This window comes from Deinococcus malanensis (assembly GCF_014647655.1).
Taxonomy (GTDB): Bacteria; Deinococcota; Deinococci; order Deinococcales; family Deinococcaceae; genus Deinococcus; species Deinococcus malanensis.
Window position 1 is genome coordinate 105214 of sequence record NZ_BMPP01000001.1, and the last position, 25444, is coordinate 130657.

The 25444-nt window shown below is 62.3% G+C and carries 28 protein-coding genes; 26 read left to right on the top strand and 2 right to left on the bottom strand.

The annotated features are described in order from the left end of the window. The first annotated feature begins 17 nt into the window (after positions 1 to 17). The 20 genes from IEY49_RS00600 (at position 18) to IEY49_RS00695 (ending at position 18831) form a co-directional block, all read left to right on the top strand. Positions 18 to 395, top strand: coding sequence for a hypothetical protein (locus IEY49_RS00600; RefSeq protein WP_189003549.1), 378 nt, complete (start codon positions 18 to 20; stop codon positions 393 to 395). A 3-nt stretch (positions 396 to 398) separates the two neighbouring features. Continuing rightward, a complete protein-coding gene (locus IEY49_RS00605; protein WP_189003551.1) occupies positions 399 to 818 on the top strand; it encodes a hypothetical protein in 420 nt (139 codons plus the stop codon). After that, positions 815 to 1246 carry a hypothetical protein gene (locus tag IEY49_RS00610; RefSeq protein ID WP_189003553.1) on the top strand — a complete coding sequence of 144 codons (432 nt, stop codon included), beginning with the start codon at positions 815 to 817 and terminating at the stop codon, positions 1244 to 1246. Before IEY49_RS00605 ends, IEY49_RS00610 begins: the two co-directional genes overlap by 4 nt. Beyond that, positions 1212 to 1640: a hypothetical protein gene (locus IEY49_RS00615; protein ID WP_189003555.1), complete on the top strand. Its 429-nt coding sequence runs from the start codon at positions 1212 to 1214 to the stop codon at positions 1638 to 1640. Before IEY49_RS00610 ends, IEY49_RS00615 begins: the two co-directional genes overlap by 35 nt. After that, positions 1637 to 2041, top strand: a complete 405-nt coding sequence (locus IEY49_RS00620; protein WP_189003557.1) for a hypothetical protein — start codon at positions 1637 to 1639, stop codon at positions 2039 to 2041. The genes IEY49_RS00615 and IEY49_RS00620 overlap by 4 nt, the downstream gene beginning before the upstream one ends. Before the next feature lie 25 nt (positions 2042 to 2066). Then, on the top strand, positions 2067 to 2324 hold the full coding sequence (locus IEY49_RS00625; RefSeq protein WP_189003559.1) for a hypothetical protein: 258 nt from the start codon (positions 2067 to 2069) through the stop codon (positions 2322 to 2324). Between the two features lie 81 nt (positions 2325 to 2405). Then, positions 2406 to 2939 (top strand): hypothetical protein, encoded by a 534-nt coding sequence (locus IEY49_RS00630; RefSeq protein ID WP_189003561.1) that lies wholly within the window; start codon positions 2406 to 2408, stop codon positions 2937 to 2939. Between the two features lie 2 nt (positions 2940 to 2941). Then, positions 2942 to 3172 carry a hypothetical protein gene (locus IEY49_RS00635; RefSeq protein ID WP_189003563.1) on the top strand — a complete coding sequence of 77 codons (231 nt, stop codon included), beginning with the start codon at positions 2942 to 2944 and terminating at the stop codon, positions 3170 to 3172. After that, on the top strand, positions 3169 to 3486 hold the full coding sequence (locus tag IEY49_RS00640) for a hypothetical protein (RefSeq protein ID WP_189003565.1): 318 nt from the start codon (positions 3169 to 3171) through the stop codon (positions 3484 to 3486). The genes IEY49_RS00635 and IEY49_RS00640 overlap by 4 nt, the downstream gene beginning before the upstream one ends. Positions 3487 to 3557: 71 nt before the next feature. Then, positions 3558 to 3998, top strand: a complete 441-nt coding sequence (locus IEY49_RS00645; RefSeq protein WP_189003567.1) for a hypothetical protein — start codon at positions 3558 to 3560, stop codon at positions 3996 to 3998. Positions 3999 to 4064: 66 nt separating this feature from the next. After that, positions 4065 to 4487, top strand: a complete 423-nt coding sequence (locus IEY49_RS00650) for an META domain-containing protein (RefSeq protein ID WP_189003569.1) — start codon at positions 4065 to 4067, stop codon at positions 4485 to 4487. Between the two features lie 133 nt (positions 4488 to 4620). Beyond that, positions 4621 to 5013: a DUF2511 domain-containing protein gene (locus IEY49_RS00655; RefSeq protein ID WP_189003570.1), complete on the top strand. Its 393-nt coding sequence runs from the start codon at positions 4621 to 4623 to the stop codon at positions 5011 to 5013. A 293-nt stretch (positions 5014 to 5306) separates the two neighbouring features. Further along, complete coding sequence (locus tag IEY49_RS00660) at positions 5307 to 12113, top strand: phage tail tape measure protein (RefSeq protein ID WP_189003572.1); 6807 nt, start codon at positions 5307 to 5309, stop codon at positions 12111 to 12113. Positions 12114 to 12121: 8 nt separating this feature from the next. Further along, positions 12122 to 13756: a hypothetical protein gene (locus IEY49_RS00665; protein WP_189003574.1), complete on the top strand. Its 1635-nt coding sequence runs from the start codon at positions 12122 to 12124 to the stop codon at positions 13754 to 13756. Between the two features lie 8 nt (positions 13757 to 13764). Beyond that, positions 13765 to 14517 carry a hypothetical protein gene (locus IEY49_RS00670; RefSeq protein WP_189003575.1) on the top strand — a complete coding sequence of 251 codons (753 nt, stop codon included), beginning with the start codon at positions 13765 to 13767 and terminating at the stop codon, positions 14515 to 14517. Next, complete coding sequence (locus IEY49_RS00675) at positions 14514 to 14777, top strand: hypothetical protein (RefSeq protein ID WP_189003577.1); 264 nt, start codon at positions 14514 to 14516, stop codon at positions 14775 to 14777. The genes IEY49_RS00670 and IEY49_RS00675 overlap by 4 nt, the downstream gene beginning before the upstream one ends. Positions 14778 to 14785: 8 nt before the next feature. Further along, positions 14786 to 16429, top strand: a complete 1644-nt coding sequence (locus tag IEY49_RS00680) for a hypothetical protein (RefSeq protein ID WP_189003579.1) — start codon at positions 14786 to 14788, stop codon at positions 16427 to 16429. 2 nt (positions 16430 to 16431) lie between these two features. Continuing rightward, a complete protein-coding gene (locus tag IEY49_RS00685; protein ID WP_189003580.1) occupies positions 16432 to 17532 on the top strand; it encodes a hypothetical protein in 1101 nt (366 codons plus the stop codon). After that, positions 17519 to 18556 carry a hypothetical protein gene (locus IEY49_RS00690; protein ID WP_189003582.1) on the top strand — a complete coding sequence of 346 codons (1038 nt, stop codon included), beginning with the start codon at positions 17519 to 17521 and terminating at the stop codon, positions 18554 to 18556. The genes IEY49_RS00685 and IEY49_RS00690 overlap by 14 nt, the downstream gene beginning before the upstream one ends. Before the next feature lie 2 nt (positions 18557 to 18558). Next, positions 18559 to 18831, top strand: a complete 273-nt coding sequence (locus IEY49_RS00695) for a hypothetical protein (RefSeq protein ID WP_189003584.1) — start codon at positions 18559 to 18561, stop codon at positions 18829 to 18831. A gap of 581 nt (positions 18832 to 19412) precedes the next feature. On the opposite strand, the gene IEY49_RS00700 is transcribed toward IEY49_RS00695, so the two are convergent. Next, complete coding sequence (locus tag IEY49_RS00700; RefSeq protein WP_189004189.1) at positions 19413 to 20405, bottom strand: IS630 family transposase; 993 nt, start codon at positions 20403 to 20405, stop codon at positions 19413 to 19415. Positions 20406 to 20572: 167 nt separating this feature from the next. On the opposite strand from IEY49_RS00700, the gene IEY49_RS00705 reads away from it, so the two are divergent. Continuing rightward, positions 20573 to 21970 carry a hypothetical protein gene (locus IEY49_RS00705; protein ID WP_189003586.1) on the top strand — a complete coding sequence of 466 codons (1398 nt, stop codon included), beginning with the start codon at positions 20573 to 20575 and terminating at the stop codon, positions 21968 to 21970. Between the two features lie 125 nt (positions 21971 to 22095). Here IEY49_RS00705 and IEY49_RS00710 read toward each other — a convergent pair whose 3' ends face one another. Continuing rightward, entirely contained in the window at positions 22096 to 22281 is a 186-nt protein-coding gene (locus IEY49_RS00710) for a hypothetical protein (protein WP_189003588.1), read from the bottom strand. Between the two features lie 146 nt (positions 22282 to 22427). Between IEY49_RS00710 and IEY49_RS00715 the strand changes: the two genes are divergently transcribed. The 5 genes from IEY49_RS00715 (at position 22428) to IEY49_RS21310 (ending at position 25370) form a co-directional block, all read left to right on the top strand. Further along, on the top strand, positions 22428 to 22850 hold the full coding sequence (locus IEY49_RS00715) for a hypothetical protein (protein ID WP_189003590.1): 423 nt from the start codon (positions 22428 to 22430) through the stop codon (positions 22848 to 22850). After that, positions 22847 to 23269: a hypothetical protein gene (locus IEY49_RS00720; protein WP_189003592.1), complete on the top strand. Its 423-nt coding sequence runs from the start codon at positions 22847 to 22849 to the stop codon at positions 23267 to 23269. The genes IEY49_RS00715 and IEY49_RS00720 overlap by 4 nt, the downstream gene beginning before the upstream one ends. Then, positions 23266 to 23607, top strand: coding sequence for a hypothetical protein (locus IEY49_RS00725; protein WP_189003593.1), 342 nt, complete (start codon positions 23266 to 23268; stop codon positions 23605 to 23607). Before IEY49_RS00720 ends, IEY49_RS00725 begins: the two co-directional genes overlap by 4 nt. Before the next feature lie 18 nt (positions 23608 to 23625). Next, the gene (locus tag IEY49_RS00730; protein ID WP_189003595.1) at positions 23626 to 24330 is read left to right on the top strand and encodes a M23 family metallopeptidase; all 705 of its coding nucleotides are present in this window, start codon (positions 23626 to 23628) and stop codon (positions 24328 to 24330) included. Positions 24331 to 24971: 641 nt separating this feature from the next. Further along, positions 24972 to 25370 carry a prepilin-type N-terminal cleavage/methylation domain-containing protein gene (locus tag IEY49_RS21310; RefSeq protein ID WP_229780558.1) on the top strand — a complete coding sequence of 133 codons (399 nt, stop codon included), beginning with the start codon at positions 24972 to 24974 and terminating at the stop codon, positions 25368 to 25370. Positions 25371 to 25444: the final 74 nt, after the last annotated feature.

Here is a 25444-nt window from a genome sequence, read left to right on the forward strand (position 1 = left end):
GCGGGGAGGAGACCATCATGGCGAAGCAGGACACCGTAAACGACATCAAGGCCGCAAACGGCGCCGAACTCAACCCCGACGAATACACCCAGAAGGAGCTCGATACCCTTCTGGCCCTCGCGCAGGATGGTGACGCCAGGCGCACCGAGTTCGATACCCAGGCGGCCAGCCTGAAAGGCAGCACCCGGCCCAGCAACACCAACACCACGACCACGGAACCCAAGGCTCCGGCCGGGAAGAAAGTCAGCGTGCGCGTGAACGACACCATCGCGGCCTACGGGGGTGAGTTCACGGATCCCGACAACGGTCAGGTCATCGGCAAGGAAGCCGTGAGCGTGCCCTTCACTGCCTTCGTGCGCGAGAAGCTGCGCAGCGACGAACTGGTCGAGGAATAAGGCGTGGAGCTTCCCGTGACGGTGCAGGAGGTGGCCGCTTACGCCCCGGACGCGCCAGCGGTCACGGAAGGCCAGATCCTGGAAGCCCGCGACTGGGCCGAATCCAAGCTGGAACGGGCCGGGGCGGTGCTCGAGGCCGGCAGCCGGGAGGAGCGTGCCGCGAAGCGTGCGGTCATGAACTACGCGCTGCACCTGGTGGTGGGCCGCAACGCAAGCAGCCTGCGCACGAAGGCGGGGACCACTTCGGTCATTCAGGAACGCAAGAAGCTCGGTGACCTGGAAACCGAACGCAAGTACGCCGATGGCCAGGACACCGCCACTGGATATCTGAGCAGTGCTGGGGAGTACCTCTCCCGGGCGTGGCAGGGCTTGCGTGATGCTGGGCTGCCGGTGCCCGTCCGGGTCGTGGGGACCAGCCGGTGACGGGGCCTGGGACGCTGGATCTGCGCGCGGATCTCACGCCGGACGTCCGGCAGCTGCTGGCAGACTTCGGGCATGACCTCACGCTGGTGGTGGGCAACGGCTCGGCGAGCTGGAACACGCCCGCCAGCGCGCTGGGCATCACGCACGAACTGAGAGGCCTGCTGATGCCCACCCCGCTCAGGCGCCTGCAGGTCACGGCGGCATCTGAACTTCCCGTACCGTCCTACGTGGCGTACCTCGCCGGAGCGGATGTCAGCGCCGACCTCAGCACGCCCGGCTGGCACATCCAGCACCAGGGGCAGAACTACTACCCGACCCGGGACGCGCGGGATGAAGGCGGCCAGGGCGTGGTGTGGGTGCTGGACCTGGCCGCACCAGGGGAGGTGACCGAACGTGGCAACCCGAGTGAACCGGGCTGGACTGACTGAGCTGTGTCGCCGCCTCACGGGTGTGGCCCTGGCCGGGGCTGAGGGTGGCGCTGAAGTGCTGCGCGACAAGCTGAGTGGGGAAGGCAGCGGCCGGAAGTACCCGGGCCTGCCCAACCGCTCGAGCTCGCAAGGGGAGTACCCGGCCGAGCAGACCGGGGACCTGCTGGGAAGCATTGATGCCCGGGCCGCCGGTCCAGGTCAGGCACTCTTCGGGCCGATCAGTGACCCGCCCGAGTACCTGCCTGCCCTGTTGGGTAAGCCTCCTGACATGGGCGGCCGGCCACTGCTCGATGATGCCCGGCATGACCGCGATGTCCACAAGGGCATCGTGGAAGGGGTTGAAGCGGAAGCGCAGCGGATGTTCGGTCGTGTCACCCTCAGGCGGCGCACGTGAACACGGCTCAGGCATTGCAGGCTCTCTTTCCGACCCTGGATCCGGTGCGGTACATCCATGAGGAGCGGCCCAAGCCGATGCCCCAGGACGCGTTTTTCGTCATCAGCAACCTCAGCGATGGGGAGACCGGCCGGTTCTACCCGCGTGCAGACGGCCACAAGGCACAGCAGCGCGAGCTGATCGTGCTGGTGACGCTGTTCGGACGGGAAGGCTGGAAACTGGCCGACCTGAAACCCTGGTTTGTACCGCTTCGCTCACGGCTGGCTGACCTCGTGACCGAACACCCTGGTTACCCACCCTTGCGTGGGGTCAACCGGGGCCTGGTCATCCCGCCCACCTCTGACAGCGACACGCGGCGCCCACTGGCGTCCGTGCGGCTGATCTGCAAGTACATCCAGTAAATCCACGTCCCAGGAGGACACCATCATGGCGAAAACCACCCAGACCGACGACACGAACACCGAAGCCACCGTCACCCCCGAAGTGGTGAAGCTGCCTGCCGTGAAAGAGCCCGAACTGACGTTCAGTGCTCCTGATGACAACGGCACCCGCTGGGCGGAGAAGAAGGAAGGCGACCGGGTGCGCGTGTACGGCATCAGCAAGGAAGGCCGTCAGATCAACACCGCCGACACCACCGCTGCGAAGGCCAAGGCAGCGCTGGAAGCGTACCTGAAAGAAGACTGAACGCCTCGTTTCTTCGTCCGGGCCTGACACCCCCTACCGATCCCCGCACTCTGGCGGGGATCATCGCTTTAGGAGCGAACTATGCTGAACCCGAACATGAAGCTGTTCACGATGGCCATGGGTCTCGCGGCGCTGGCCGTCGATCCCGAGTTCCCCACAATCAACAACGTGCTGACCCGTGGTGAAGCCGACTGGATCGAAGTGGCCATCAAGACCCCCGGCAGCACCAGCCCGATCTACGAGCGCCTGGACATGCTGAGTGAGTTCGGTGCCTTCGCGCCCAACACGCAGGACACCGAACTGAAGCTGTTCGTGAACAACGCGAACAAGAGTGTCACCCTGAAGTCCAGCCTGGAGAACGGTGGCAACATCGATGTGGCCACCGCGGCCCACGCGAACAATGCCCTGTTCAAGAAGCTGCTGCAGGCCAGCAAGCTGAAGTACCCCGCCACGTACAAGGCGCACTACGTGTCGATGGAACTGGTCATTCAGGGCCAGGCCACCATCAAGGACCGCGGCATGATCGGCGACCAGTCAGCCATCCCGCAGTGGGGGTTCAGTGTTCAGACCATGACGGCTGACTACGTGGACGCCCTGGGCAACCTGATCGCCTGATCGTGGACACCCTGACCCTCACGGGGCGCGACGGCATGACCGTCATGCTGTTCGCGCCCGTGCGGGGTCCGGCGGAACTCCGGGCCCACGCCATGATGACCAGCGACCCGATCCCCGAAATTCTGATCTTTAAAGACGAGACGACCAATCGAAGGTATGGCGTGCCACCCGTGCTCAGGCGCGGGCTTTTCCTGCTCACGGCACCCATCCTTCTCCCTGAGGACATTGAATGAGCGAACTCTTCTCCGACTTTGCCGGGCGCAGCGAGGCGTACTTCTCCGTTCAAGGCGTGGAGTTCATGGCCGCGCCGTTCACTCTGCAGGAGTTTGTGGAGTACCAGCAGTTGCCCAGTGATGGGCGGCACGTCGGTGAACGCGCTGATTTCATGGCCTCCCGGTTGCGCCGGCGCATTCGCGGCACCACCACCGATCCCGCCACCATCACCACTGAATGGCTGATGGAGCACCTGGGCCTCCCACGCCTCGGTTACCTGGAAACCCTGCTGCTGACCGGGAAGAAACCCGAGGACGGTGGGAAGGGAAAATAGCCACCGACGCCGAGCTGGAGGCGCAGATTCTGGCCCTCATCGGCGTCACCGGCTGGTCCCTCCCGCAGATCATGGCGCTCACCTACCCGCAGCTCACGCGGCTGCTGGCGGGCCAGGGGCAGATCCTGTACCCGCGCCTGAAGCCCCAACTTGACGAGCAGTTCAGCAAGTACTCCGACGAGCCGGGTCCGAAAGGCGAGGAGAGTGACATCGACCGGGTGCTGCGCGAGCATTCGGAACGTCAGGCGGCACTCAAGGCTCACGGCAAAGTGCCGCAGTCGTTCAAGCAACAGCGCTGGGATGCGGCCTACCGCGCTTTGTTCTCCTGGTATTTGCCGCCACTAGAGGCCAGTGCAGCCGCAGGAGCAGAAGCGATTGCGGGACTGCCACCGGTCACTGCACAAGCCATTCTCGACGCAGCACGCAGTGGCCTGATTCCTATGGACATTTACCGGAATGATCTCAAGCCGATTGAACCCAACCTGCTGGCCACAGCGGCGCAGGCCTCATGAGCTGACGACTGCCTTCTCTAGCTCTGGGCTTCAGGCGCTCATCACAGAGGCGGAGGATGCTAAGCCATGCACCGTTTTCTTCTGGCCCTGCTGGCCGTTACCACCATCGCCAGCGCCCAAGCCAGCAATCCGGCGCGAGTGAACGGCATCTGGAAGTTGACCAGCCTCACTACTTCAGGGCAGGCCACGCCGGACCTGCCATTGACGGAAGTGTTCATCGTAAACGGAAAGGTGAGTGGGAAGCTGGGGTGCGGCACCTTCTCGGGCACCATGCAAGCGCAAGGTTCGCGCACCAGGATTGCTGTGAAGCCGCTTCCTCCCAAGCCAACCGAACGTTGTCTCTACGCCTTGCCCGGCGCGTTTCACACGGCCATGAACAGTGTGAACCGGTACGCGATCAGCTTCGACACCCAGCGCCTCGTGCTGCTCTCTGGGAAGACGCGCCTGACGTTTGAGCGGATCGGGTATGTGACGCCGGCAAAGAAATAAGCGCCAACCCGCTATGGCCCCCGCATCGTTGGGGGTTTTTCATTGGAGGCTTTATGCACCCCATCCCGACCCCCACTTGCCACCCATTGGACTGTAGGCTCCGCTTCGGCAGGGTTCTGCTTAATATCAGGGAGTGCCTACCCTCAAACCAAAGAAGTCTCCAGTTCCATGGCTCGCGCTCGCCGCTGCCCTGTTCCTGCTTGCTTTGATTGCTGTGGCTGCATTTTCCACTCGGAAGCCTCAAGCAGAAGCGTCCGAAGGTATGGTGTCCGCTGCGACGATGGGCGCAAACTGGCCCTTCACGTTCTCGGAAGGACGTCTGCGGTGCGAGCCCCCGGGTGCGGTGGTCATTCAAGACACAGCGTCGGGTAAGACGTATTCCCTGAACGGCACAGCGGATGTTCGAGCAGCGGAGGAAGGCTGGCAGGATGCCCGTTCTGTCTGGAAGGACGCGCCCGACCCGTCCAGTGGACCGAAGGTCAGCATTGCTGAAGTCACTGCGCAGGGCCTCGCCTTATGTAACTAACGCCCCTCATTCCCCACGTCCTGCCTTGTGTGGGGTTTCGACGATCTGCCTTCATTCACAGGAATCTGCGTTTCTTGTGCTTCGTTGTCCCCTGATGGCACACTCTGCTTAATCTGGAAAACAGTACGCCCCCGCATCGTCGGGGGCTTTCCATTGGAGCCATATGCACCCCATCCTGACCACCGCGTGGCCGCTCTAGAGTGAAACCAGACTCCTTTTTTCAGCAGTAACAACGATTTCAAAGCCCTGCCGCCCTCCGGGGCGGTTTTTCATTCCCTCTCAGGAGGCGACCTATGACAAGCGGTGACGCTCTCAATCTTGGTGAACTCGGCCTGATCGTGGGCCTCAACGTTCCAGAGCAGGAAATTGACCGCATCCTGCGCAACACGCAGTCACGTCTTGGCAACAAGGTGCAGATCGACGTCGGCATGAATGTCGGCAGCGTGAACGTCACCCTGCAGCAGATGCGTGCTGAACTCGACAAGATGAGCGGCCAGTCTACGAAGATCAGCCGTGAGCAGGTGGCAGCGTCCCGGAGCCTGGAAGCCCAGTACCGGGCCACGGGTGCCGCCCAGGTGGCCGCGTCACGTGCTGCAGCTGCTGACTCTGCGGCGAATGCTGCCAAGCTGCGCGAATCCGCTGCGGCTTACACCCTGTCTGCCCGCATGGCGGCCCAGGCAGCCCGTGACGAGAAAGCACGGGCCCAGGCGAGCGTCAATGCGCTCGACAATGAGCAGCGGGCGTACCGGAACATGTGGCAGGCCCGTCAGGTCAGTGATGATGAAACCATTGCCGCGCAGCGCCGCATCCAGCAGCAGGCCCTCCTGCAGGCGCAGACGGTAGACAAGACCACCGACGCGTACCGCCGTCTCACCCAGGTGGCTGCAGCCGCCCAGAGAACCGTCGACCAGGCGCAAGGCTTCAACACCCCGGGTGGGTTCGGTGCGGGCATCACGCAGGGCATCCTGCAGGCCATTGGGAACCTGGGGCCGTTCGGGCAGCTGCTCGAGCAGTCCATTGGGGCGGCCATGCAGGCTGCGGAACAGGCAGCCCGCGACGGGGCACAGGACGTTGCGGTGGAGGCTGGTACTGGTCTCCGAACTGGCCTGATCGCCCAGGGCGCCGGGATCCGGAAGAGCGCCGGCGACCTCGCGAAGAACGTACAGGAAGGCTCGGAAGACGCCCTCGACATCCGCAGTCCCAGCCGCGTCATGCACCGTGTGGGTCAGTTTGCCGGTGAGGGTCTGGCTGATGGTCTGCTGAGCAAGCGTGCAGAGGTGGCGGCTGCGGCCAAGAGTCTGGCCAACACTGTCGAGACGAATGCGACACCGACGATCTCGCCCGTGAGTGGCGGCGCGATTGGGGGTGTCGCCCTGCCTGCTGTGGCTGTGCTGCCTTCCGCCCAGCAGAACCTTCGAGGCGTGGCAACCCAGGCGGCAGTCGCGACTGCCGCACTGGGTGGCACAGCGATCGTCCTGGGTGCGGTCAGTGCAGGCCTGGTCAATGGCGCACAGAAGGCTGCCGCGTATGAGCAGGGTCTGGCTGAGATCAGCACCCTCACGAACAAGCTGCCCAGTGAACTGGGGCAGGTTGGGACCAGCATTCTCAAGATGAGCACCGACGTGGGCCGGTCGTTTGCCGACCTGAAGGCTGGGTACGAAGAGATCTTGGGTGCTTCCGTCCGCGGCGCCACTACTGAGCCGGCTGCCCTGAAGTTCCTGGAGCGCAGCGCCGCTCTGGCCAAGGTCACCCGCACTGAAACGAAAGTGGCGGCGGATGCCCTGACCAGCATCCTGAATGCCTATGAAATGGACGCCAGCAGCGCGGCCCAGGTCAGCGATATGCTCTGGGCTTCAATCGCAGCAGGTAAGGTCCGCCTCAGCGAGATCGCCGGAAGTCTCGGATCCGTGGCAGGACAGGCGAAGTCGCTGGATGTCCCGATGGAGGAACTGCTGGGGGCCATGGCCCTGCTGACCACCCGGGGCATCCCGGCCAGCACCGCCCTGGAATACATCCGCAGTGCACTCACCAACGTGCAGAAACCCAGCAAGGAAGCTGCGGGGACCGCGAAGGAACTGGGCATCCAGTTCAGTGCTGCCGCGCTCAAGAGCATGGGACTCGTGAAGTTCCTGGACCAGCTGGGCCGGGGAGTCGGGGACAACTCGGAGGCCCTGTCGGCCCTGATCGGGGATGTCGGAGGCCTGAACGCTGTGATCGGGCTGTTGAATGGCGGTCTGGACGACACCGGTGGCATTCTCGACCAGGTCACGAACAGCGCTGGCGAGCTCGACAAGCAGGTGGCCAAACTTAAGGGAACTGCTGAAGACAGCGTCGGGAAGTTCAACGCGGCCTGGGAACGCACGCAGATCCTGTTCAGTGGAGGGCTGCTGGACGCTTTTACAGGCTTCCTGGATAAGGGCATCAATCCGCTTCTGATCAAGCTGGGCGACCTCAAGACCGCCATGAACGACGTCAAGAGCCCTGGCGAATTGAAGGCCATACTGAAGATCACAGCGGAGGATGATTTCACGTCTGCGACGTTGAAACTATTGTTTCAGGCCTCCGGTCTGGCGGGCGCGGCTTCAGGGTCCCCTCTGGGTCAGCTCGTCAATCCTGTTGACCCCAGAACCCGGGCGATTGGCCTGGCACGGCTGATTGGTACGCCGGGGCAACAGCCTGCCGGCCCTGACGTGGTGCTCAATCGTATTCAGCCCTTGGTGGGTGAGGGCCCCCTGTCTCCAGGGCAGCAACGTGCCCTGGACGCGGCGTTAGGCGACCTCACCGCCGCGCTCGGGCTGGCCGGGAAAAAGATTCTCAACGAGTTCGGCGTGTCGGGAGCCAGTTACAAGCGTGACGGCAAGGTGCGTGCTGACGCGGTTCATGGGGGTATCGACATCGCCGCTGCGCGTGGCACGCCGATCTTTGCACCCTTCCCGGGCCTGATTTCCTATCGTGAGGACGCGGCAAACGGCAAGGTGTTCGAACTGGTGGATGCTGCCGGGAACAAGATCGTCGGCATTCACATGGATCAGTTCAGCAAAGAGGTGCAGGAGGCCATCCGCAAGGGCGGCGGAAAAGCCCTGGTGGCACGTAATACCAAGATCGGCACCGTCGGAAACACCGGCTACACTGCAGGTTCCTACCCGCACCTGCACCTGGAAGGCCTTCCCGTGGGTGGCGGCAAGGTCGATCCACGCACCATTTCGTTTGTCGGAGGTACCGCAGGCATCAGCGTGCCGCGCCCAGCCCAGACGAACACCACAGCGACGGCACGCCGGATCGTCGCGAAGTCGGATGAGGCCCTGATCGCTGAAGCGCGGCGTATTCTCGCCAAGATCGAGAACTACGAGAAGAAGGGCGACCTGACCAATAAGGTGATTGCCCAGGGCATGCTGAAAACATTCACGGACAGTGGGCCACGTGCCGTAGCAGCCGTGGACTTCGTGCGCAGCAAGGTCAAAGAGACCAGTGGCGAGGTCAGCAAGTTCGGCCAGGTGTACGACCGCCTCAAGGCGCAACTGTCTCAGTCGGGCAGCCTGTTCCGGATCAATGACAATGCCCAGGCCTACATCAAGAGCCTGGACGGCATTACGAAATCAGCAAATAGTGCGGCTGCCGCTGAGAAGCGGAAAAACGGTGAGACCGAGAAGTACCGCGCCCTGCTCGATGTGGCTGGCGATGCGGCCAGCAAGGCCCGCAGCGAACGGGAAAGGATTGCCCGCGAGGGTGACCGCCCGAGGAACGAGAGCGAGGCAGACAGGGTTGCCCGCACACTGCGCGAGCGGCGGGCTCAAGAAGCCATGGTGAAGGCACTCCGCGCCCGACCCACCGACGATCTCAAGGACATTGTTCAGGGCAGCCCCCGTACCCAGGCTGGGCTGGCCCGCCTGGATGCCGCCACCGCCGAATTGAAACGGCGCGGCGAACTCACGAAAAAGCTCGAGGCCGACGCAAAAAGAGCTCGTGATGCTGCCATTGCTGCAGGCGTCAAGCTGAATGCTGACATCGCCCGTGAAGGGGCAGTGATGGTCACCAATCGCGCCAAGACGCAGGCCGATCTGGCTCGTGCCCTGCAGGAAGGCCGCGAGAAGGATGCCCAGGCTTCCCTGGCTCAACTCAAAACCCAGCAGGCTGCTGAACTGGCTCTGGCTCAGGACAGCGCCAGGCGTCGCGCTGAGATTGTCGCCCAGACCGGTCCAGCCATCATCGCGGCGGAGAACCGGCTGGCGAACCTGAAGCGTGACCGTGCTGTAAAGGCCGTCCAGGCTGACTATGACCGGGATAAGGTCCTCCCCGGGGCTGATCTGAGTGCCCTGGAGCGCACCCGGCGTGAGGCTGTGCGTCAGGCCTATACCCAGGCCACACGTGACCGGGCAGCTGCCCGTGCCACCCAGAGGACAGCTGAACAGGGTGCCAACCGTGAAGCCCTGAGTGCCGAACAACAGCACAACAACCAACGCAGACAGCTCATCCGGCAGGCGGCGGCTGAGACCAGGGCACTGCGGGTATCAGGAGCTGAGCAGGCTCTTCGCCGGATCCAGGAGCTCAACGCTCAGGAACTCAAGAGCACCAAACTCACCGGGGATGCCCGAATCGCCCTGATCCGCCGGCAGTCCCAGGCGGAGTTCGATGCGGCCGAGCTGCTGGCACGCGTGCGCCGGAATGTTCGTCTGCGCGAGCTGGAGAACCAGTACGCGGGGCGGCTCAAGGACCCGAACTATCTCACCGCCCGCCAGCAGACCAATGATCTCTACACCGACACGGTGACCGCCCTCCGGGGTGACCGAACAAGCACGGTCGACACGGCCGTTCAGGCTCAGGCCGATGTGGTCAAGGCTGCACTGGAGAAAGAGCAGGGTGCGGTGCGCCAGTTGCGCGAGCGGTACAGCGATCTGGCCGAAGGGATGCGCGAGAGGGTCACGGCGGGCACTGTCACCGCGGATGATCTGACCACGTACTGGAAGCGGATCGTCGAGATTGGTCAGGCTAGTGAGGAGGCCGGGGTCAGCGGCAACAAGTTCCTGCAGGCGGCCCAGCTGGGAGCCAAGGGCGTGTACACGCTGGCCGAGGGCACGCTGAAAGCCAGCAGCCTGCTCAAGCGTCTGCGCAACGAGTTCGAAGCGACCGCCGACGCCTTGGTCGAATCCTCCGATCAGTTCGTGGACGACAAGAACTATGACGACTCGCAGGAGGTCGCCCGCCTCCGGAAGCTGGGCGCCGGTGCCATGCTCACTTACCTGGGTGGGGCGGGCAACACTGTGTTCGGCGAGAAATTCTGGACCAGGCTGGGAGAGGAAGGCCGAGCCGGGTTCATGGATGCTTTGGGATCATTCGATGCTGAGGACTTCGCAAGGCTGCCTGCCACGCTGCTGCAAAGCTTTGCCGACAAGATGGGCGACGATGCCCAGTGGGCTGGCGTCAAGGTCCGCATCCTGGCGGCTATCGGCATGATCGCCGACGATGCCGGGAAGTTGCTCGACGCCCAGACCGAAGGCAAGCTCAAGGACCTGGACCTGCGCCGGGCACGGGATCAGTTCAGCGAGCCGGACTACCGCCAGCAGCGTGCCAGCCTGATGACCGATCAGGAGACGGCACGCTGGGCACGCGAGAAAAAGGGCCTGGAGGTAGCTGGATTCAAGGCAGGCGACACCCGGTACCAGCTGTCCTACCAGGAGCACCAGAACCGTCTGACCGACATCACCATCGGCGGCATTGCTGACCGCACCAAGGCTGATGAAGCCGCGGTCGATGAGCAGGTGAGCGTGCTGGCCGCCTGGCGCCAGCAGGTCGAGGCCGTCACTGGTGACTTCGACGCGGGCCGCATGAACTCGCTGGAGTTCACGACGTTCCTGGCCGATGCCTCGGACGAGCTGGCGCGACTGGCCGCTGAGGCTGACGCGGCGAACAATCCGAGGCTGGCCGCGATGTTCCGCGCGCTGGCCGCAGAGGTCCGGGATCTGAACCCCGAGCTGGAACGCCTGCGTCAGCAGTTGGCCGACTTCCGGAAGTTCAGCGACGGGCTGAGCAGCGTGTTCCGGGGCCTGGGCATCGATAACCTGGCTGTCATCAGCGACGGTGTCATGGGGCTCGTTGAACAGGCCGTGAAGCTGCCCGGGGCCCTCAGGGAAGCCGGCAACGCGTTCAAGGCCTTCAAGTCCGAGCCGACTACTGGCACGTTCGCTGGGCTGCTGGGCAGCCTGGGCGGGGTGCTGGGCATTGCCGGCGCGGCCATTAACATCATTGGCCAGGTGGGCGAGGCAGTGCTGAACCTGAGCCCCGCGTTCCAGGCCTGGAAGAAAGATCTGCTGGAAGTGGCCGAGACGCAGAAACGCGCCCTGGGCATGACCACAGGCGGCTTCATCAGCCCGTGGCAGAAGGCATTGGAGGAAGATGCCGCCAAGCGCGAGAAGCTTGCCAACGCCAATTTCTGGCAGCGCATCTGGTGGGGCCTGACGGGCAGCGCACCCAGCGTCATGAAGTCGGAATCGGCCAAGCTCATGGCCGAGTTGCAGACGATCTTCGCTGATCTGGGCTCCGGCCTGAGCAACATCTGGACCAGCACCCTGGACGCCGCCTTCGACGAGGGCGACATGACCGCCTGGGCTGAGAACTTCGACAAGACGTTCGACCAGCTTGTCGGCAAGACGATCCTCAAAACGATGGTGAACGCAGCCATCCAGCAGGGGGCTGTTGCCAATGACCTCGCCCGGCTCACGGAGGCCATTCAGAAGCAGAACTACAGCGCGGTCCCGGACATCCTCACCTCGATCCGGGCCAACGCCAAGACGGCACTGGCTCCGATTGTGGCTGTTGCGCCCAGCCTGCCCGGGTACGGGTCTGGGGCCAGTGAGGGCACGGGAAACAGCCGGCCCGACACCTACATTGGGGCGCCCCCCGCGGCCCAGATGGGCGTGCCGAAGTTCGAACTCCGGCTGCCCGACGCATACGTGAACGCCATGAGCATCTACGCCGCTGCAGCTCCGATCTGGCTGCAGGCCGGACACAAGTGGGACGCTGTCGCTGACCGCATGGATCGCATGCTCACGGGCACGCAGCGCCAATCCACCCCCGCTTCTACCGGCCTTGCGCCGCTGCTGTGAGGTAACCCATGAACATACTGAACTGGCGGCTGCGCGTGTGGCCGGCGGCGGGCGCAGCACAGCCCCGCATCATCGAACGCGATACCAGCTGGGTGCTCCCGGCTGGTTTTGCTTTACCTCTCACGCCAGAAGGTGATGCCCGGGAGGGCCGCTTTCCGGCCAAAGGCAGCGGGATCCAGCTGCCGACGCTTTCGGCGGTGCAGTTTCAGATCGAAACGGCGCCTGACGTCTGGACGTCGCTGTACTACGGCGAGGTCAAGCAGGGCGGCAACGCCCGGGACGTGAAGGGCGAGAACTACGTGCTGCGCAGCCTGTCACGCTCACTGGGTGAGGTGGTCGTGCCGGAAGGATTCAGCACGCCGGACCAGGCGGCTCACCTGACCATCCGCGCCATCGTTGAGGCCGTACTGCCTGACCTGGCCGGAATCGTCGAGTATGACGCCCTGCTGGTCGCTGACCTCGGGTTTACCTTCGGGGCCATCAGGAACGGCAACCAGCAGACCGCACTCGCGCTCATCGAAGCGGTGGTGGCGGCAGGCGCAGCCTTGCAGGTCAACGACGTGCCTACCCCGGTGCATGCCGTCTACGGCGTGAACCCAGACCGCAAGTACTTCTGTCAGGTACGCAAGACCGACACCGTGGTCCTGACGGCAGAGGATATCGCCCTGCTGGAGTGGAAGTCGCCAGTGGCCGAGACCCCCTGCACGGCGGTGCTGTGGTTCATCGCCAAGCGGGCCGATGGCTCCTGGGTCAAGCACCTGAGTGTCAGCCCGCACGCGGCCACCTACCGCAAGCGCGTCAAACCGCTCAGCGTGGACGCCACCCTGGACGTGTGGAGGAAGGTGCCGGGCACATTCCAGGTGGGGCAGCTGGCCGGGGGCAGCGAGGATTACACCTTCACGCCGGACGCAGTTCAGCCCAGCCCTGAAGCGGTGGCTGGGCTGACAGACGGGTTGATCGCCCGCACCGATCCCAAGCTGTCAGTCACGGCCAGTGCGGCGGGAGCTTACGTGTGGTTCAAGTCGAACGGGCTCCAAATTGACCGGGTGACGGTAGCAGGTGCGGATGCCACAGCAACCCCGGCCAGCCCGTCTGGCAACGTGGGGTTGCTGTGGCACCCAGGTGACGCGGTCCCGACCGCAGCCAGTCTGTTGACGATCTATCACCCCTTCCTGCCTGGATCGTTCCTGCCTGGGCATGGCACTGGCTGGAGCGCCTACACGCGGTCCCAGCCTGAAGCGCAGGGGGGCGCGCCGTTCATGCCGCCGCTGCTGTCGGTGGTGGCGTACGCCAACAATGCTCTACAGCTGGCCGAGTTCCGCGCGGAGGGCATCAATACCGCGCTGCTGGATTCGTTGGCCGAAGCGCACTACAGCGTCCCAGCCCAGGAACCGGCTGAGATCGTGCTGCACCGCATGATCCGGCCTGGTGCCCTGACTGGCCGGATCCAGGCCACCTCGTACGCGTATGAGCGAGCGGTCGAGGCCTACGAGTACCGGGTGTCCAGTGGTGCCGCCAACGGCGGCTTTGAACTGGTCGTGCTCACCGGCCAGGCGGACGATCCGCGCGCCATTGCCATGAGCAGCCTGATCAAGCAGGCCGACAACCGCGCCACATTCCAGGCCCTCACCGCTCAGCAATAGGAGGTTTCATGACGCTGGCACCAGAACCTGTGTTCTTCGATCTCAACACTGTTCAGACATTCGCGCTGCATGATGCCCTCGGCGTTCAGCTGGTGAAGCTCAGCCCCACCCTGAGCATCCAGGGTGCGACAGGCGAGGTCGATCCGTACACCTGGACGCACAGCCCGCAGAGCACCAACTGGTTCCCCCTCGGGGACGGCGTGCAGCCGGAACGCCCGCGCATAACCTTGGCCGGGGAATGGATGTACCAGAGCGTCGATGAATCCCTCACCGCACAAGCGCAGATAGCAACGGCGATCAAGAACGCCCGCGAGCTGTGGTGGCGCGGCACCAAGCTGGCCGACCTGAACCAGTACTGGCCGGGATCGTACCTGCCGGAATACCTGAGCGGCATCGTGAACCACGTCCGGCACGTGCTGATCCTGAATACCGGGCGCACACTCACCGCGGCTGATCTGGGCGGTGGGCTGGGTGGCGATGTATTCGCAGCTGGGGCGCTTCCCTACCCGTATGAGGGCACGTCTGCTGTCGTGCTGCTACTGGACTTCCTGGTGATCCCGCCGAAACGTGCCATCGCTAGTGGGCACGTCGCCAACCTGGGTGATGTGGACTTCCGGGTCGTGTTGATCGAAGGTAACACGCGGCGTGATCCGATCACGGTTCAACCGCGCACCAGCCTTGATCTGACGTTCTCGGTGACGGGTGTGGAAATGCAACCGATCAACGGCGAGCAATACGCGTATCAGGTGGTGGTGCAGTGAAAACGTACGAGGTGACGGTCACGACTGCCACCATGGTCAATTTCACGGCTGACCTCGGCAAGCCCGCCAAGGCCGGGAGTCAGATTGCCAATCCAGGCGAGGCGAGTTTCCGGATCCGAATGACGCTCGGGGCCGACACGCGACAGCCGATGACCATTCCCTCAGGGGTGCGCTGGCTATTCCCGTCAAACGTTGACCGGATCGAGGTGCTGCCTTCCGAAGACGGCCCAGCCTGGTTCCAGATTCTCGCTACCACTTAAGGAACACCATGCCACCAATCAGACGACCCGACCCTGGCGCTCCGTTCGACAAGCGACTCACGCCGGCAAAGCTGGATGAAATCGCCGGGGTCGCTCCCAGACCATTTAATACCGCGTTTGACGTCGATCTGCTGGATGAAATTGACGCCGCGCTTGCTGTGTTGGAGGGGCGGCCCACCTGGAGCGCCGAATCATTACAGGACCTGGTGGCCGCTATGTTGGTTAGCGGCACCTATGACGACGCGGCCGGCACCTATGTGCTGCCGGGTGGACTGACGCAGGAACAGGTTGAAGACATGGTGGCGGCCATGTTTGGCGCGCAGGGTACCTATAACGACACGGCCGGTACGTACACGCTGCCGGCAGGCATGACCGAAGAACAGGTGCAGGACATTGTCGGAGCTATGGGCCGCGCAGGCGTCAACGTCACCTACACCTACGACGACACGGCCGGCACGTTCACCATTGGGTCAACGGCTTCAGGTGGCACGGCCACGGCCGCAGCCACGTTGATGCAAACGGCTATGACCGCAAGTGACCACTTTTTCACTAACAACGGTGGCCAGGGGTCGCCGGGCACACTGGCACTGCTTGTGCGTGCCGACCGCAACTTCACCTTTGACACCGTGCGTCATTCGTTCAGGGCAACAGCCGGGTCAACCATGACCGTGACCGTGCGCCTGTCTGACTCTTCTGCAATGGACACCGGCACGGTACTGGCCACAAGCGCAGCTGTGACCATGGACGCACCGTTTAAAGTGCGTGACTTCGCACTGCCAACCACAGTCAATGCTGTTGCAGGAAAGCACTACCTGTTCGTTTACGCGTCGTCTGACAGCAGCTCAGTACGCGGTGCAGGCACAACAATAATCAGCACGCCGCAGGCCGGCACGAATCTGACGTGGCTTGGTGGTCGTTTCAATGGCATGGCTTACCTGCTGGCCAGCAGTCAAGGTTGGTATCAGCAGACCCTTGAACTGCTGACCACGGTGGCCGACTATTCCAACGCGCTGGCTGTGCCTATGGCCGACACGCGCAGCAGGACTGCGGGACGTGGCCAAACGCATCACACCGGCAGTGCCGGCAACACTGCTACCTATTCAGTGCATTTCAGGGCTGACAGGGCCTTCACTTTTGACACGGTGCGCATGGTGGCAAAGGGTGGTGCAGGCACAACAATGCGCATGGAATATCGCGCCAGTGACCCAGGGGGCACACTTGGCGCCGTTATTGCGCAGACCGACCAAATAGGACAAGACGGCACTTCAAAGCTGCAAGATTGGGTCTTGCCCACGGTGCACAAGCCGACTGTTGGGAGCTACTACCATCTGCACTTCGTCTGCACGACGGCCACGAGTTCACCTGGGCAAAATTTGTCAAACACCCTTGCCATGCCACAGCCGGCTGAAAAGGTCACACACCTTGGCGGTATATGGAACGGTAGTTACACAGCAGGCAGTTGGTATGACATGACCTTTGAATTTATGCATTCGCTTATCAAAGGCACCGTTGGCCCGGCCTTCACGGTGGGCACCACAGCACAAAGGCCATCCAACCCGCAGCCGGGTGACCAACACGCAGACACCACCCTGGGTAAACCGGTGTGGTTCTTTGCAGGGTCGTGGCGTGACGCAACGGGCACGGTGGCCTGACCGTGTACGGCCTGACCTATGGCGTGAAATGGTCCGACAGTGCCGACGCTTCAGCCGGGATCAGTCTGGGCCGCGTCGTGGTCACCAAACGCACGCGTGACACGTTCCGTCCTGAGATCGCGCTGGCACGCGGCCCGCGGAACATGACCGATCCGGCTGAGGGTGATGAAGCGGCACTGTTCAGCTGGAACTGGGCATTGGCCTGGACGATGACGGCAGGGCTTAAGCTGTTTCAGCAGGTGTCGGGCGCTTGGGTCGAGGTGCAACCTGGCGCTCCGTTCCCGAACATGCCGAGTTCAGCGCGTCACGTCGCCCTGGCGTTCGATCAATCGGCGCGGCACATGTTCGGCTGGGAGGATGACGGTCAGGTGCGCGTCCGTCAATGGTCGCTGCAGACGCAGGAGTACATCTTCCGGGGTCCGTTCCCGGGTGTGGATCCTGTGCTGCTCAACGATATTCCGTTGACGTACGATATTCCCGCGTCGGACGTGTTGCTGTTCTACCTGTCGGCGGATCGGCTGCGCGTGTGCGCCCGCGTGCAGCGGGAGAACTACGAGGTTGAACATACGATGCTGACCCTGCCTGAGCCGGGCGTGCTGGATCAGGTGGTTGTCGGCCAGTACAGGTACCAGATATACGGCGCGACCCTGGCGGGGGTGCCGTGGGCGTACTCGTCAGATCGGTACGCCATACCGGTGCGGGATTACATGCGCACTGGCGTGGAAACGTTCACGGCTGGCTTCCTGCAGCCGGTTGTGATTATCGTCGAGCCTGTGGCTGACACGCTCAGCACAGGGGTTCAGACGATGACGGCCGGGCGGTACGTGGGTCTGGTCATCATTCACGCACTGCCGCCTGGGGATGAAGCGCTCACGACGGGCATCAGTCCGGCTACTGCCGGTCAATACCTGCTGGTCGTAATCGTTCATGCCATTCCGATTCAGGCGCCAGGGTCGGCGTCTGGGTATGAGCACGTTGAAAGTGGCATCGGTCCTGCTACAGCCGGGCGTTATCCGCTGAGCGTCGTGACGGCGGCGACGGCAGATGAAAGCATGACGACTGGAATAGGTCCGATCACTGGAGGGCGATATGTCACAGCATGAGGGATTCAACGTCAACATGGGACTCAGGGGCGAGGTGGATTGGCAACTCATCGATTCGGCAACCGAACAAGTGGTCATGGAAGGGCACCAGGACAACTTGATAACCAACTACGGGCTTGACGCCATTGGCACCAACGGCATTGTGCATGGTTACAACACAAGCGGCAACACTGGCTATCTCAGGTCCGGCTTCAGGATTTACGCGTGCGTTGGCACGGGCACAACACCACCTGCCATCACTGACACGACGCTGGCCGCCGAGACAGGCAGAAGCGCCACGGCCGGACCTGACACCATGACGCCGACTTCACCCACGCCGGGTGAATGGCGAGTACCCATTCAGTTTGAAATTCCTGAAAGTGTCGGCAACGGCAACCTGCGTGAGTGGGGCTTCAGCAATGGTGCCGGCCCTGGCGCTGTGGTCATTCGTGGCTTATTCAAAGACGCCAACGGGAATGACATTACGGTGACGAAGACCGACCAACAAAAGCTGAGGTTGACGCACACGCTGATTGTTACGGCCAGTGCAGCAGCAAAGACGGTCACCGCTGTGGTCATACCCTTCACGGGCGACGTGACCAACCGAAGCGGTAAATATGTGATGGTGCGCAATACCAGCGTTTCAATTCATGGCGCTTCTTCAAAAAGCGACCTTGACGGCTTCAGCAATATGGCTTCAGGGTTGTATGTCACACTTGGCGCCATTACGCAAGCGCCGGCTGCAGGCAACCTGTCATTTACCATGGCAGACGGCAACGCAGGCATTGTTAATGCTTGGAAACGTGCCTTTCCATCGGCGTATGTTTCTGGCAGCTATGAGCGCAACTTTCCTGAATTAATGTTTGACACTGCCGACTTGGTTGGTGCAACTATTTACGGCTTTGCTCACGGCGCCCAGTGGAGCGCGTCGGACTCATACCGCGCAGTCATCCGCACCGAATTCGACGCCGGGCAAGAGTTCGTCAAAGACAACCTGCACCGGATATATGTAACAGGCGGCAAAGTCACCTGGGGGAGAGCGTAATCATGGTGCAAAAGTATTTCTCAACCGTTGGCGTGAGCGTGATTATGTCGGACGATCAGATAAAGGAAGTCGGCACGTTCGACATTGAAACCGACACGTACGGCGCGGTCACTGACGAGCAGGCTACCTTGGCCGCGCTGGATCGTCTGGACATGACGCGCCCAGGGTTTGCCGTGTACGGCGCGCACGTCTTTGTGGTCGGCTTTGACCACACTGTCTCTTTTAAGGGAATCACCGCCAAGATTATCGTGCAAGGTGAGCGGCCAGGCGCATGATCCCCAAGCTCGTTGACTCGGAGAATCCTGTGCTGGCCGTCAGGCCGGTACCGATCATCACGTTAACGGCGAAGGTGAAACCCCCAGCCAGCGCGTCAGGGCGTCACATCGCTGGGATCGTGGTGGATGACGACCTGACGTATAACGATCTGCTCGCGTTCTCCTGGTATTCAGCCCAGATTCGTGCATGGAAGGTGATTCAATTGAACGCTCGGAAGAAGTTCAAAGGTCTACATGGGATGGAAGACACTCGCAACACCAAATCCCAACCAGCAGGCGGGACCGCATCAGCAACGCCTCCCCCGACAACTCCCATCGAATCACCCCCGCCCCCACCGCCTCCACCGCCGCCCGATCCAACACCCTCAGAACCCCTGCCAGGAGAATCTGACGTGATCAGCAACCGCATCACCTTCGGCCCCCGTGGCGCAGCGCTCCAGTGGGCACGTGCGACCGAAACAGGCATCAAGGGGTACCACATCGAGCGCAGTCACGAACCAGGCTTTCCAGACTGGAGTTACCTGCGCCTGACGCCCGTCCCACAGACGGGCGTTACTTATATTGATACCTGCTTAAATTGGTCACGCTCGGCTGCCGTAGAGCAATCGGGTCGGGAGTTGGATGTACCGAACACGCTGCCACCCCTGCACCAGTCGTGACTTCAGAGTGAGCAAATCTTTTGGACAGAAATTCGCCAACATGTGTTGCTTGACGTAGGCCCAGACCAGTTCAATGGGATTCAACTCTGGTGAGTACGGCGGCAAATACTTGAGAGACAGACGAACCTCATCGGCGACGAAGGCGCTCAGCGCCTTCGTTTTGTGAATGCTGGCATTGTCGAGGATCACCGTGATCTTTTCAGGCACATGTCGGAGCAGATGGGTCAGGAACTGGATGACCTGGGTGCCCTTGATGGCGGCCTGATGAGTCTGCTGCAAGAACTGGCCTGTCGTCGTGATCGCCCCAATCGTTGACACCTTGTCCCAATTGGTTTTGGCGTCGAGTACTGGGCTCTGCCCACACGGCGCCCAGGTTCGCGATACCGTGGGTTTCAAGCTGAAACCCACTTCGTCGAGAAACGCAAGCGTTTCTCCGTCTTCCATCTTTTTTTCGAGCTCAGGCACCACGGTTTCGATCCAGGCGATGACCGCTTCTTGAGCTTGTTCTGCTGCCCGCTTCGTCGGTTTTTGCCGTGAGAACCCCCATGCATGGAGCAAGCGACCCAGGTGATCCACGTGGTACCAGACGTCAAATTTCATGCCGATGACATCCCGCACTCGGGGACAGGTCCAGCGTTGGTCGGGGTAAAGGTGTGGATCAGGCCCTGCTGCAAGCAGGGCCATCACATCCGCGATCTGCTCATCTGGGAGGCGTCGAGGCGGGCCTGAGGCAAAGGTCGCTTCCAGCGAACCTTGGTAACGCAGTCGTTGACGCCATTTTCGGACAGTGCTGGAACCCACGCCGCACAGTTCGCTGAGCTGTGCGGAACTGAGCTTGTCCTCTCGGATGTAGGGTTCCGCGAACAGACGCCGTTCCTCCAGTTGGGGACGGGTCAGCCTTTCAGGTCGCCAAATCTGTGGCATAGCCGCAGGGTAAGCTGTTCCCAAATTACGCAGGTATCAATAGGGATCTGTGGGCCTGGGAAGGCGAGAGTGTCTCCTACCGGATCTACACCGTCCTGGCTGATAACACCCTGAAGCTGCGGGCCCTGCTGTCGGGTACCCAGTCGGCGTTCGCGGACGTGTACCAGACCGCGCAGCTGGTCATCGACGGCAGTAACACCACGCCCGGCCAGGTCACGATCTTCGAGAACAAGCATTTCCGCACCGGCGAGCGCGAGCACTGCGTGCAGGTGAACACGATCAACCCGGTCCTGATCCGCACCTGTACGGCGCTGACCTCTGGCGATTTCTGCAGAGCCGTTGGCGGAGCGCAAGTCACGCTGGAAGACAATTACATCCGGGGCAGGATCCCAGCCACCAAGGACTATTCCGCTGGTCTGGCCTTCCGGGGTGACTACCTCAAGGGATTTGCCGCCAGACGGAACATTGTGCGCGAGCTCGGCGGGCTGTTGCTGGGGCAGTGGCGAGGCAAGAAGAAGGCGGAAGGCGGTATGCCCACCGACATCAGCGGCAACGTCTTCTACAACCTGCACCGCAAGCGCAGCGACGGCGCCGGTGGCACCTTGGCGACCACCACCATCGTGTCGAACCACAAGGAAGGCTCGACGAGAGGCCGCAGCGACCCGAACCAGACGGCAGGGTTTACGCTCCCGATTGGCTGGGAGTTCGCTCAGGCCCTCGTGGTCAACTGCGCTGGCAACAAACAGGACAACCTGCCCGCAGCCTTCTTTGGTGGCCTGGAATTCGTGGGAAACATGGCGATCCAGGAGCCGGGGCGCGGTCTGGCAGAAGACCTGTTCAACTTCTACCTTGCCGGGGGCGAATCCTGGGATGCACCGCTTGCCGTGCGCGGCTGGTTCGTGTTGGGCAACTACGGCAACGGCATCAACGCTCAGGGGCAGCTGTGGCAGCCGGGCCAGCGATGGCCGACGGGCGGGCAACGTCAGCCGAGTGGGTCGTACATCGCCGGGGCGCCACAGCCAACCGGCGATTATTCCTTTGGTTACCAGAGCATGACGGGCGGGCTGCAGCAGGACGGTCAGGACTCGGCCAGCTACCAGGGCAACGGCGCGTTTACCATCGTGCAGGACGCGTGGCTGCTAGGGCCCGGAACTCTGCTGGGTGCGCAGCACAGTCATGACCACCGCATCGAGCGGGCCAAGGTCGTGTTCACCAGCCGGACACGGGACGGCGTGACGGACTTCACGGGGGATCCACGCGTGGGTGTGTACATGCAGAACTACGACGGCTCGCTGGTCGTGCAAGGGCAGCAGCTGTGGGCCGGGAACGGCATCAAGGACTGCGTCACTGTCCGGCCCATGGACGCCGCGCAATACCCGCAAGGGTTCGGCACGGCCCACACCGATCCGGCCCTGACCACGGGCAACACGCTGATCAATCGGCACGCGACCCAGGCGGAGGAAAAGGCCGCTCACCTTGAGTTCCTGACCTGGTGCCACGCACGGGGCATCCACCTCGGACCGAAGTTCCCGGCGCCGGCCATCATCTATGGCTGAGCAGCTGCTGCCCACGTCAATAGAGGACACCCCGGGCCTGGTGGTCGGGGTGTCGAGGCCAGATCCTACACAACTTTTCTGACCCACTTCTGCTCCAGCGCCCGCCTGCTGGCGCCGTCTTCTGCTTAGACCTCGCTGAGCTGCCGCTTGCCCAGCAGAGACTGGGTGAGGCGGTAAAACAGCCCTGATGGCTGGTTCTCGTGGGCGTTCCCGTGATGCAGGTCATCCTGAGGCGAGTCCTCAGCTGGAAGCTCTACTTCATCCCATTCGAGAAAGCGTTCGTGACGGTTTTTCTGGATGCTGGAGGTCATGCTCCACCTTATGTAAGAAGTTCGACATTTCGCAATTTAGGCGATGTTGATCAATTGGGGTGAGCCCCTGTTTCACGCCCTTTTCCTGGCCGACCGTCCCGCCTCGGTTGGCCGTCCTCATTCCATGGCGGTTCCCAAGGAGGCCCATGCGCCGAATACTTCATACCTTCTGTCTCGCCGTCATCGGTTTGGGCCTCAGCCTCAGTCCCCTCGCGCTGGCCGGCATATCTGTTCAAGAGGTACCCACCCTCCCGCTGGCCCCTCAGACTCCCCTGGTCAAGTACTGCGCCGTCCAGATCATCCGGGACAACGCCCTGATCTTCGCCTACAAACCCGTCATCCGCCTGCACCCCAGCTGCTCCCGACGTGCTCAGGCCCGAGTCCGGAAAAGCAGCACGCTGAACACCCGACGCAACGGCGCCCCATACCAGCCCATCCGTCCTGAGAAGGGCGCCTGGACCGTGACCGCTTCAGGAACCACCATTCCCAACCGCGACCTCTGGACCACCTGGAGTTGGCGCTGGGAGTACTGGGACGGTACGCACTGGCGTCCTGCAGAGGTCCTGTGAAACACCATCACCCGGGCGTCCGTGTCCTACTGATCCTGGTGCACCTCGGTTGGGCCGCTGCCGTGTACCACAAGCCCAACGCGCCGCTCCTGCTGGCCTCCTACAGCCGGTTCGACGATATGGCCCCCTGGCACTTGTGGGGCTGGGCCGCTCTGGGGATTGCCTTCCTGATGTACTTCACCCGACCGGGCAGTCTCGGCGCACAACTCGCCAACTTCCTGAGTAGCATCTTTTTTTTCGCCGTGGCGGCAGCGGTGGGCCAAGGGGTGGGCTTCATTCCGAACGTGCCGACCAACACCCTGCTGGCCTTCGCTTCCCTGGCCTTGTGGGCAGCAGACTTCCGGGTCTGGTTCGCTGACTTGAGGTGGGTCAAGCGCCTGGTTGCCAACCCACCGAGTGGCTGGAAGAGTGAAAGGTGAACGGCATTGACGCGGGTGCCTTCCTGCCCATCATCGCCAAGAGCGGCGCGGCCACCATCGTCCTGGCGTTGCTCTACGGCCTGTCGCACGTCATTCGGGAATGGCGGGGCGGCACCGTGTCCGAGAAGAACGAAGAGGACCTGCAAAAACGCATCACCGACGTGGAAGCCCGCCTCGGGACGGCCGAGGGTCAGATCACGAGGCTGACGCACCAGGTGTTCACCATGCGTTACCAGCGGGACCAAGCACGAGTGCGGGTGGAATTCCTGGAACAGAAGCACGGCGAGGATCCGCGCACGGTGTGGGCACCTGATCCTCTTGAGGAGAGCCATGACTAAACCCATGAAGGAGATCAGATGACGTTCTATCCGATGCTCGACACGCCCACCACTCGCTATTCCGTACAGCCCGGGACCGGCTTCCTGGACGAGGGGTATCTGAAGGCCACTGGCTCGCAGCACGAGTCGGTCGACTTCAATGCGATTACCGGTGGCGACACTGACCTGGGTGATCCGGTGTACGTCGTCGAGGGCGGGACCGTCAGGGCCGCCTTCTGGCATAAGGGGATCGGCGGCATCGTCCTGATCGAGCACCCCGACGGCAGTGAGGCGCATTACTGGCACCTGCGGGACATCCACGTGCGCAAGGGCAGCTATTTGAACGCGGGCGACCTGATCGGCCAGGTCGGCAAGGGCGGGCGCGGTCAGTGGTACGCGCACCTGCACTTCGGTGTTCGCAAGAAGGCTGGCCAGCTCGCCGCCGATCACTGGCCCAGCACACACATCAAAGATCCGGTGAAGTGCGCCGCGTTCATCCGGGAGCATTACCACGAGCCGCTGGCCTGGCTGGAAGCGAGAAACGCGAAAAAGCGCATCGATGACCTGCAGGCCCAGCGCGGCGAGCCGACCCGGGTGCTGATGAATGAGCAGGAGATCACTGGCCAGCTGGTGCAGGTGCACGGCAACGGGTTCACCATCGACGCCCGCACCAACCCGGTCAGGATCTATACCAACGATCCGGACGTAGGCAGTATTCCCGCCACGCCGCAGAAGGCACCATGACCGCTCCTGATTGGCTGGGCCACGAACCCCCGGTACCGGATGACCGTCGCTACGTGTTCGACGAGCCCGAGATCCTGAGCGAGCGGTGACCATCGTCCTGACTGCCGAGGAGTTGCGTCGGGTACTCGGGATTGTCCTCGTGGAACAGAAGACGCCCAAGGATCATCAGGCCATCTACGAACGGATTGAGTAGGGCACCACGCGAGAGCAGATGATGCAGGAGTTCGCGTTCAGTGAATTTGGGGCGGGCCGGTACTTCCAGTTGGCCGAGGCCGCTCAGGAATTGAGGCTGCGGTTCCAGCAGGACGTTAGCAGGATCCGGTGGTCGGCCACGAAGGCTGAGATTGCCGAAGTGCTCTTCCCAGGTTTGGAGCACCGCGCCAGCAACTGGCTGGACGTCCGGTTGAATAAGGGCTAGCTTATTCGGGTGAGGCAAGGTCTGTATCAGATCGCGCCAGAATTTGCTTCTACATCGAATTAAATCGGCTGAATGTTAAGCGCTGTCACAGTAATAACTTTGTGAGAGATCACTGGGTACGCTCTGGATGTGAGCGAGGGAGACACCCTACTCCACCTGCAATCCCCGGCCTGAAGGACACCTCTCCCATCCTTTTTTCCTGACGGCCACCCAGGAGACCACCATGAAGAACACGACCCAAGGCTTCACCCTGATCGAACTGCTGATCGTGATCGCTATCATCGGCATCCTCGCCGCTGTCCTGATCCCCAACCTGCTGGGTGCCCGTAAGAGCGCCACCGCCCGCGCTGGCCAGGGCCACAACGCGAACGTGTACAAGGCTGTTGTTGCTGCTCAGTCTGATGACGTGAACATGAGCGTTGCCGACATTGCTGCCCTGTACAACGGAAGTTGCATGACCGCCGTTGCCGCCTCCGCTACTGTGAAGTACCCCATTGAGGATGCTCCCACTGGTACGAACACCTGCACCATTGCTGCAAACGGTACGGATGACTTCACCGTGACCACTGTCATGACCGCCGCTGGCAACTCCAAGACCTTTATCAACGGAAAAGAGCAGTAAGCTACACATGATCTGAAAACCGCCCTTCGGGGCGGTTTTTTCGTTGTCGCGGGGCTGAATCTGGCCTTTAGGAA

Coding starts and splice junctions, on each gene's coding strand:
- IEY49_RS00625 (WP_189003559.1), top strand. CDS start 2,067: ATGGCGAAAACCACCCAGACCGACGACACGAACACCGAAGCCACCGTC.
- IEY49_RS00665 (WP_189003574.1), top strand. CDS start 12,122: ATGAACATACTGAACTGGCGGCTGCGCGTGTGGCCGGCGGCGGGCGCA.
- IEY49_RS00690 (WP_189003582.1), top strand. CDS start 17,519: ATGTCACAGCATGAGGGATTCAACGTCAACATGGGACTCAGGGGCGAG.
- IEY49_RS21310 (WP_229780558.1), top strand. CDS start 24,972: ATGAAGAACACGACCCAAGGCTTCACCCTGATCGAACTGCTGATCGTG.
- IEY49_RS00670 (WP_189003575.1), top strand. CDS start 13,765: ATGACGCTGGCACCAGAACCTGTGTTCTTCGATCTCAACACTGTTCAG.
- IEY49_RS00650 (WP_189003569.1), top strand. CDS start 4,065: ATGCACCGTTTTCTTCTGGCCCTGCTGGCCGTTACCACCATCGCCAGC.
- IEY49_RS00730 (WP_189003595.1), top strand. CDS start 23,626: ATGACGTTCTATCCGATGCTCGACACGCCCACCACTCGCTATTCCGTA.
- IEY49_RS00645 (WP_189003567.1), top strand. CDS start 3,558: ATGGCGCTCACCTACCCGCAGCTCACGCGGCTGCTGGCGGGCCAGGGG.
- IEY49_RS00710 (WP_189003588.1), bottom strand. CDS start 22,281: ATGACCTCCAGCATCCAGAAAAACCGTCACGAACGCTTTCTCGAATGG.
- IEY49_RS00715 (WP_189003590.1), top strand. CDS start 22,428: ATGCGCCGAATACTTCATACCTTCTGTCTCGCCGTCATCGGTTTGGGC.
- IEY49_RS00695 (WP_189003584.1), top strand. CDS start 18,559: ATGGTGCAAAAGTATTTCTCAACCGTTGGCGTGAGCGTGATTATGTCG.
- IEY49_RS00680 (WP_189003579.1), top strand. CDS start 14,786: ATGCCACCAATCAGACGACCCGACCCTGGCGCTCCGTTCGACAAGCGA.
- IEY49_RS00660 (WP_189003572.1), top strand. CDS start 5,307: ATGACAAGCGGTGACGCTCTCAATCTTGGTGAACTCGGCCTGATCGTG.
- IEY49_RS00640 (WP_189003565.1), top strand. CDS start 3,169: ATGAGCGAACTCTTCTCCGACTTTGCCGGGCGCAGCGAGGCGTACTTC.
- IEY49_RS00600 (WP_189003549.1), top strand. CDS start 18: ATGGCGAAGCAGGACACCGTAAACGACATCAAGGCCGCAAACGGCGCC.
- IEY49_RS00630 (WP_189003561.1), top strand. CDS start 2,406: ATGCTGAACCCGAACATGAAGCTGTTCACGATGGCCATGGGTCTCGCG.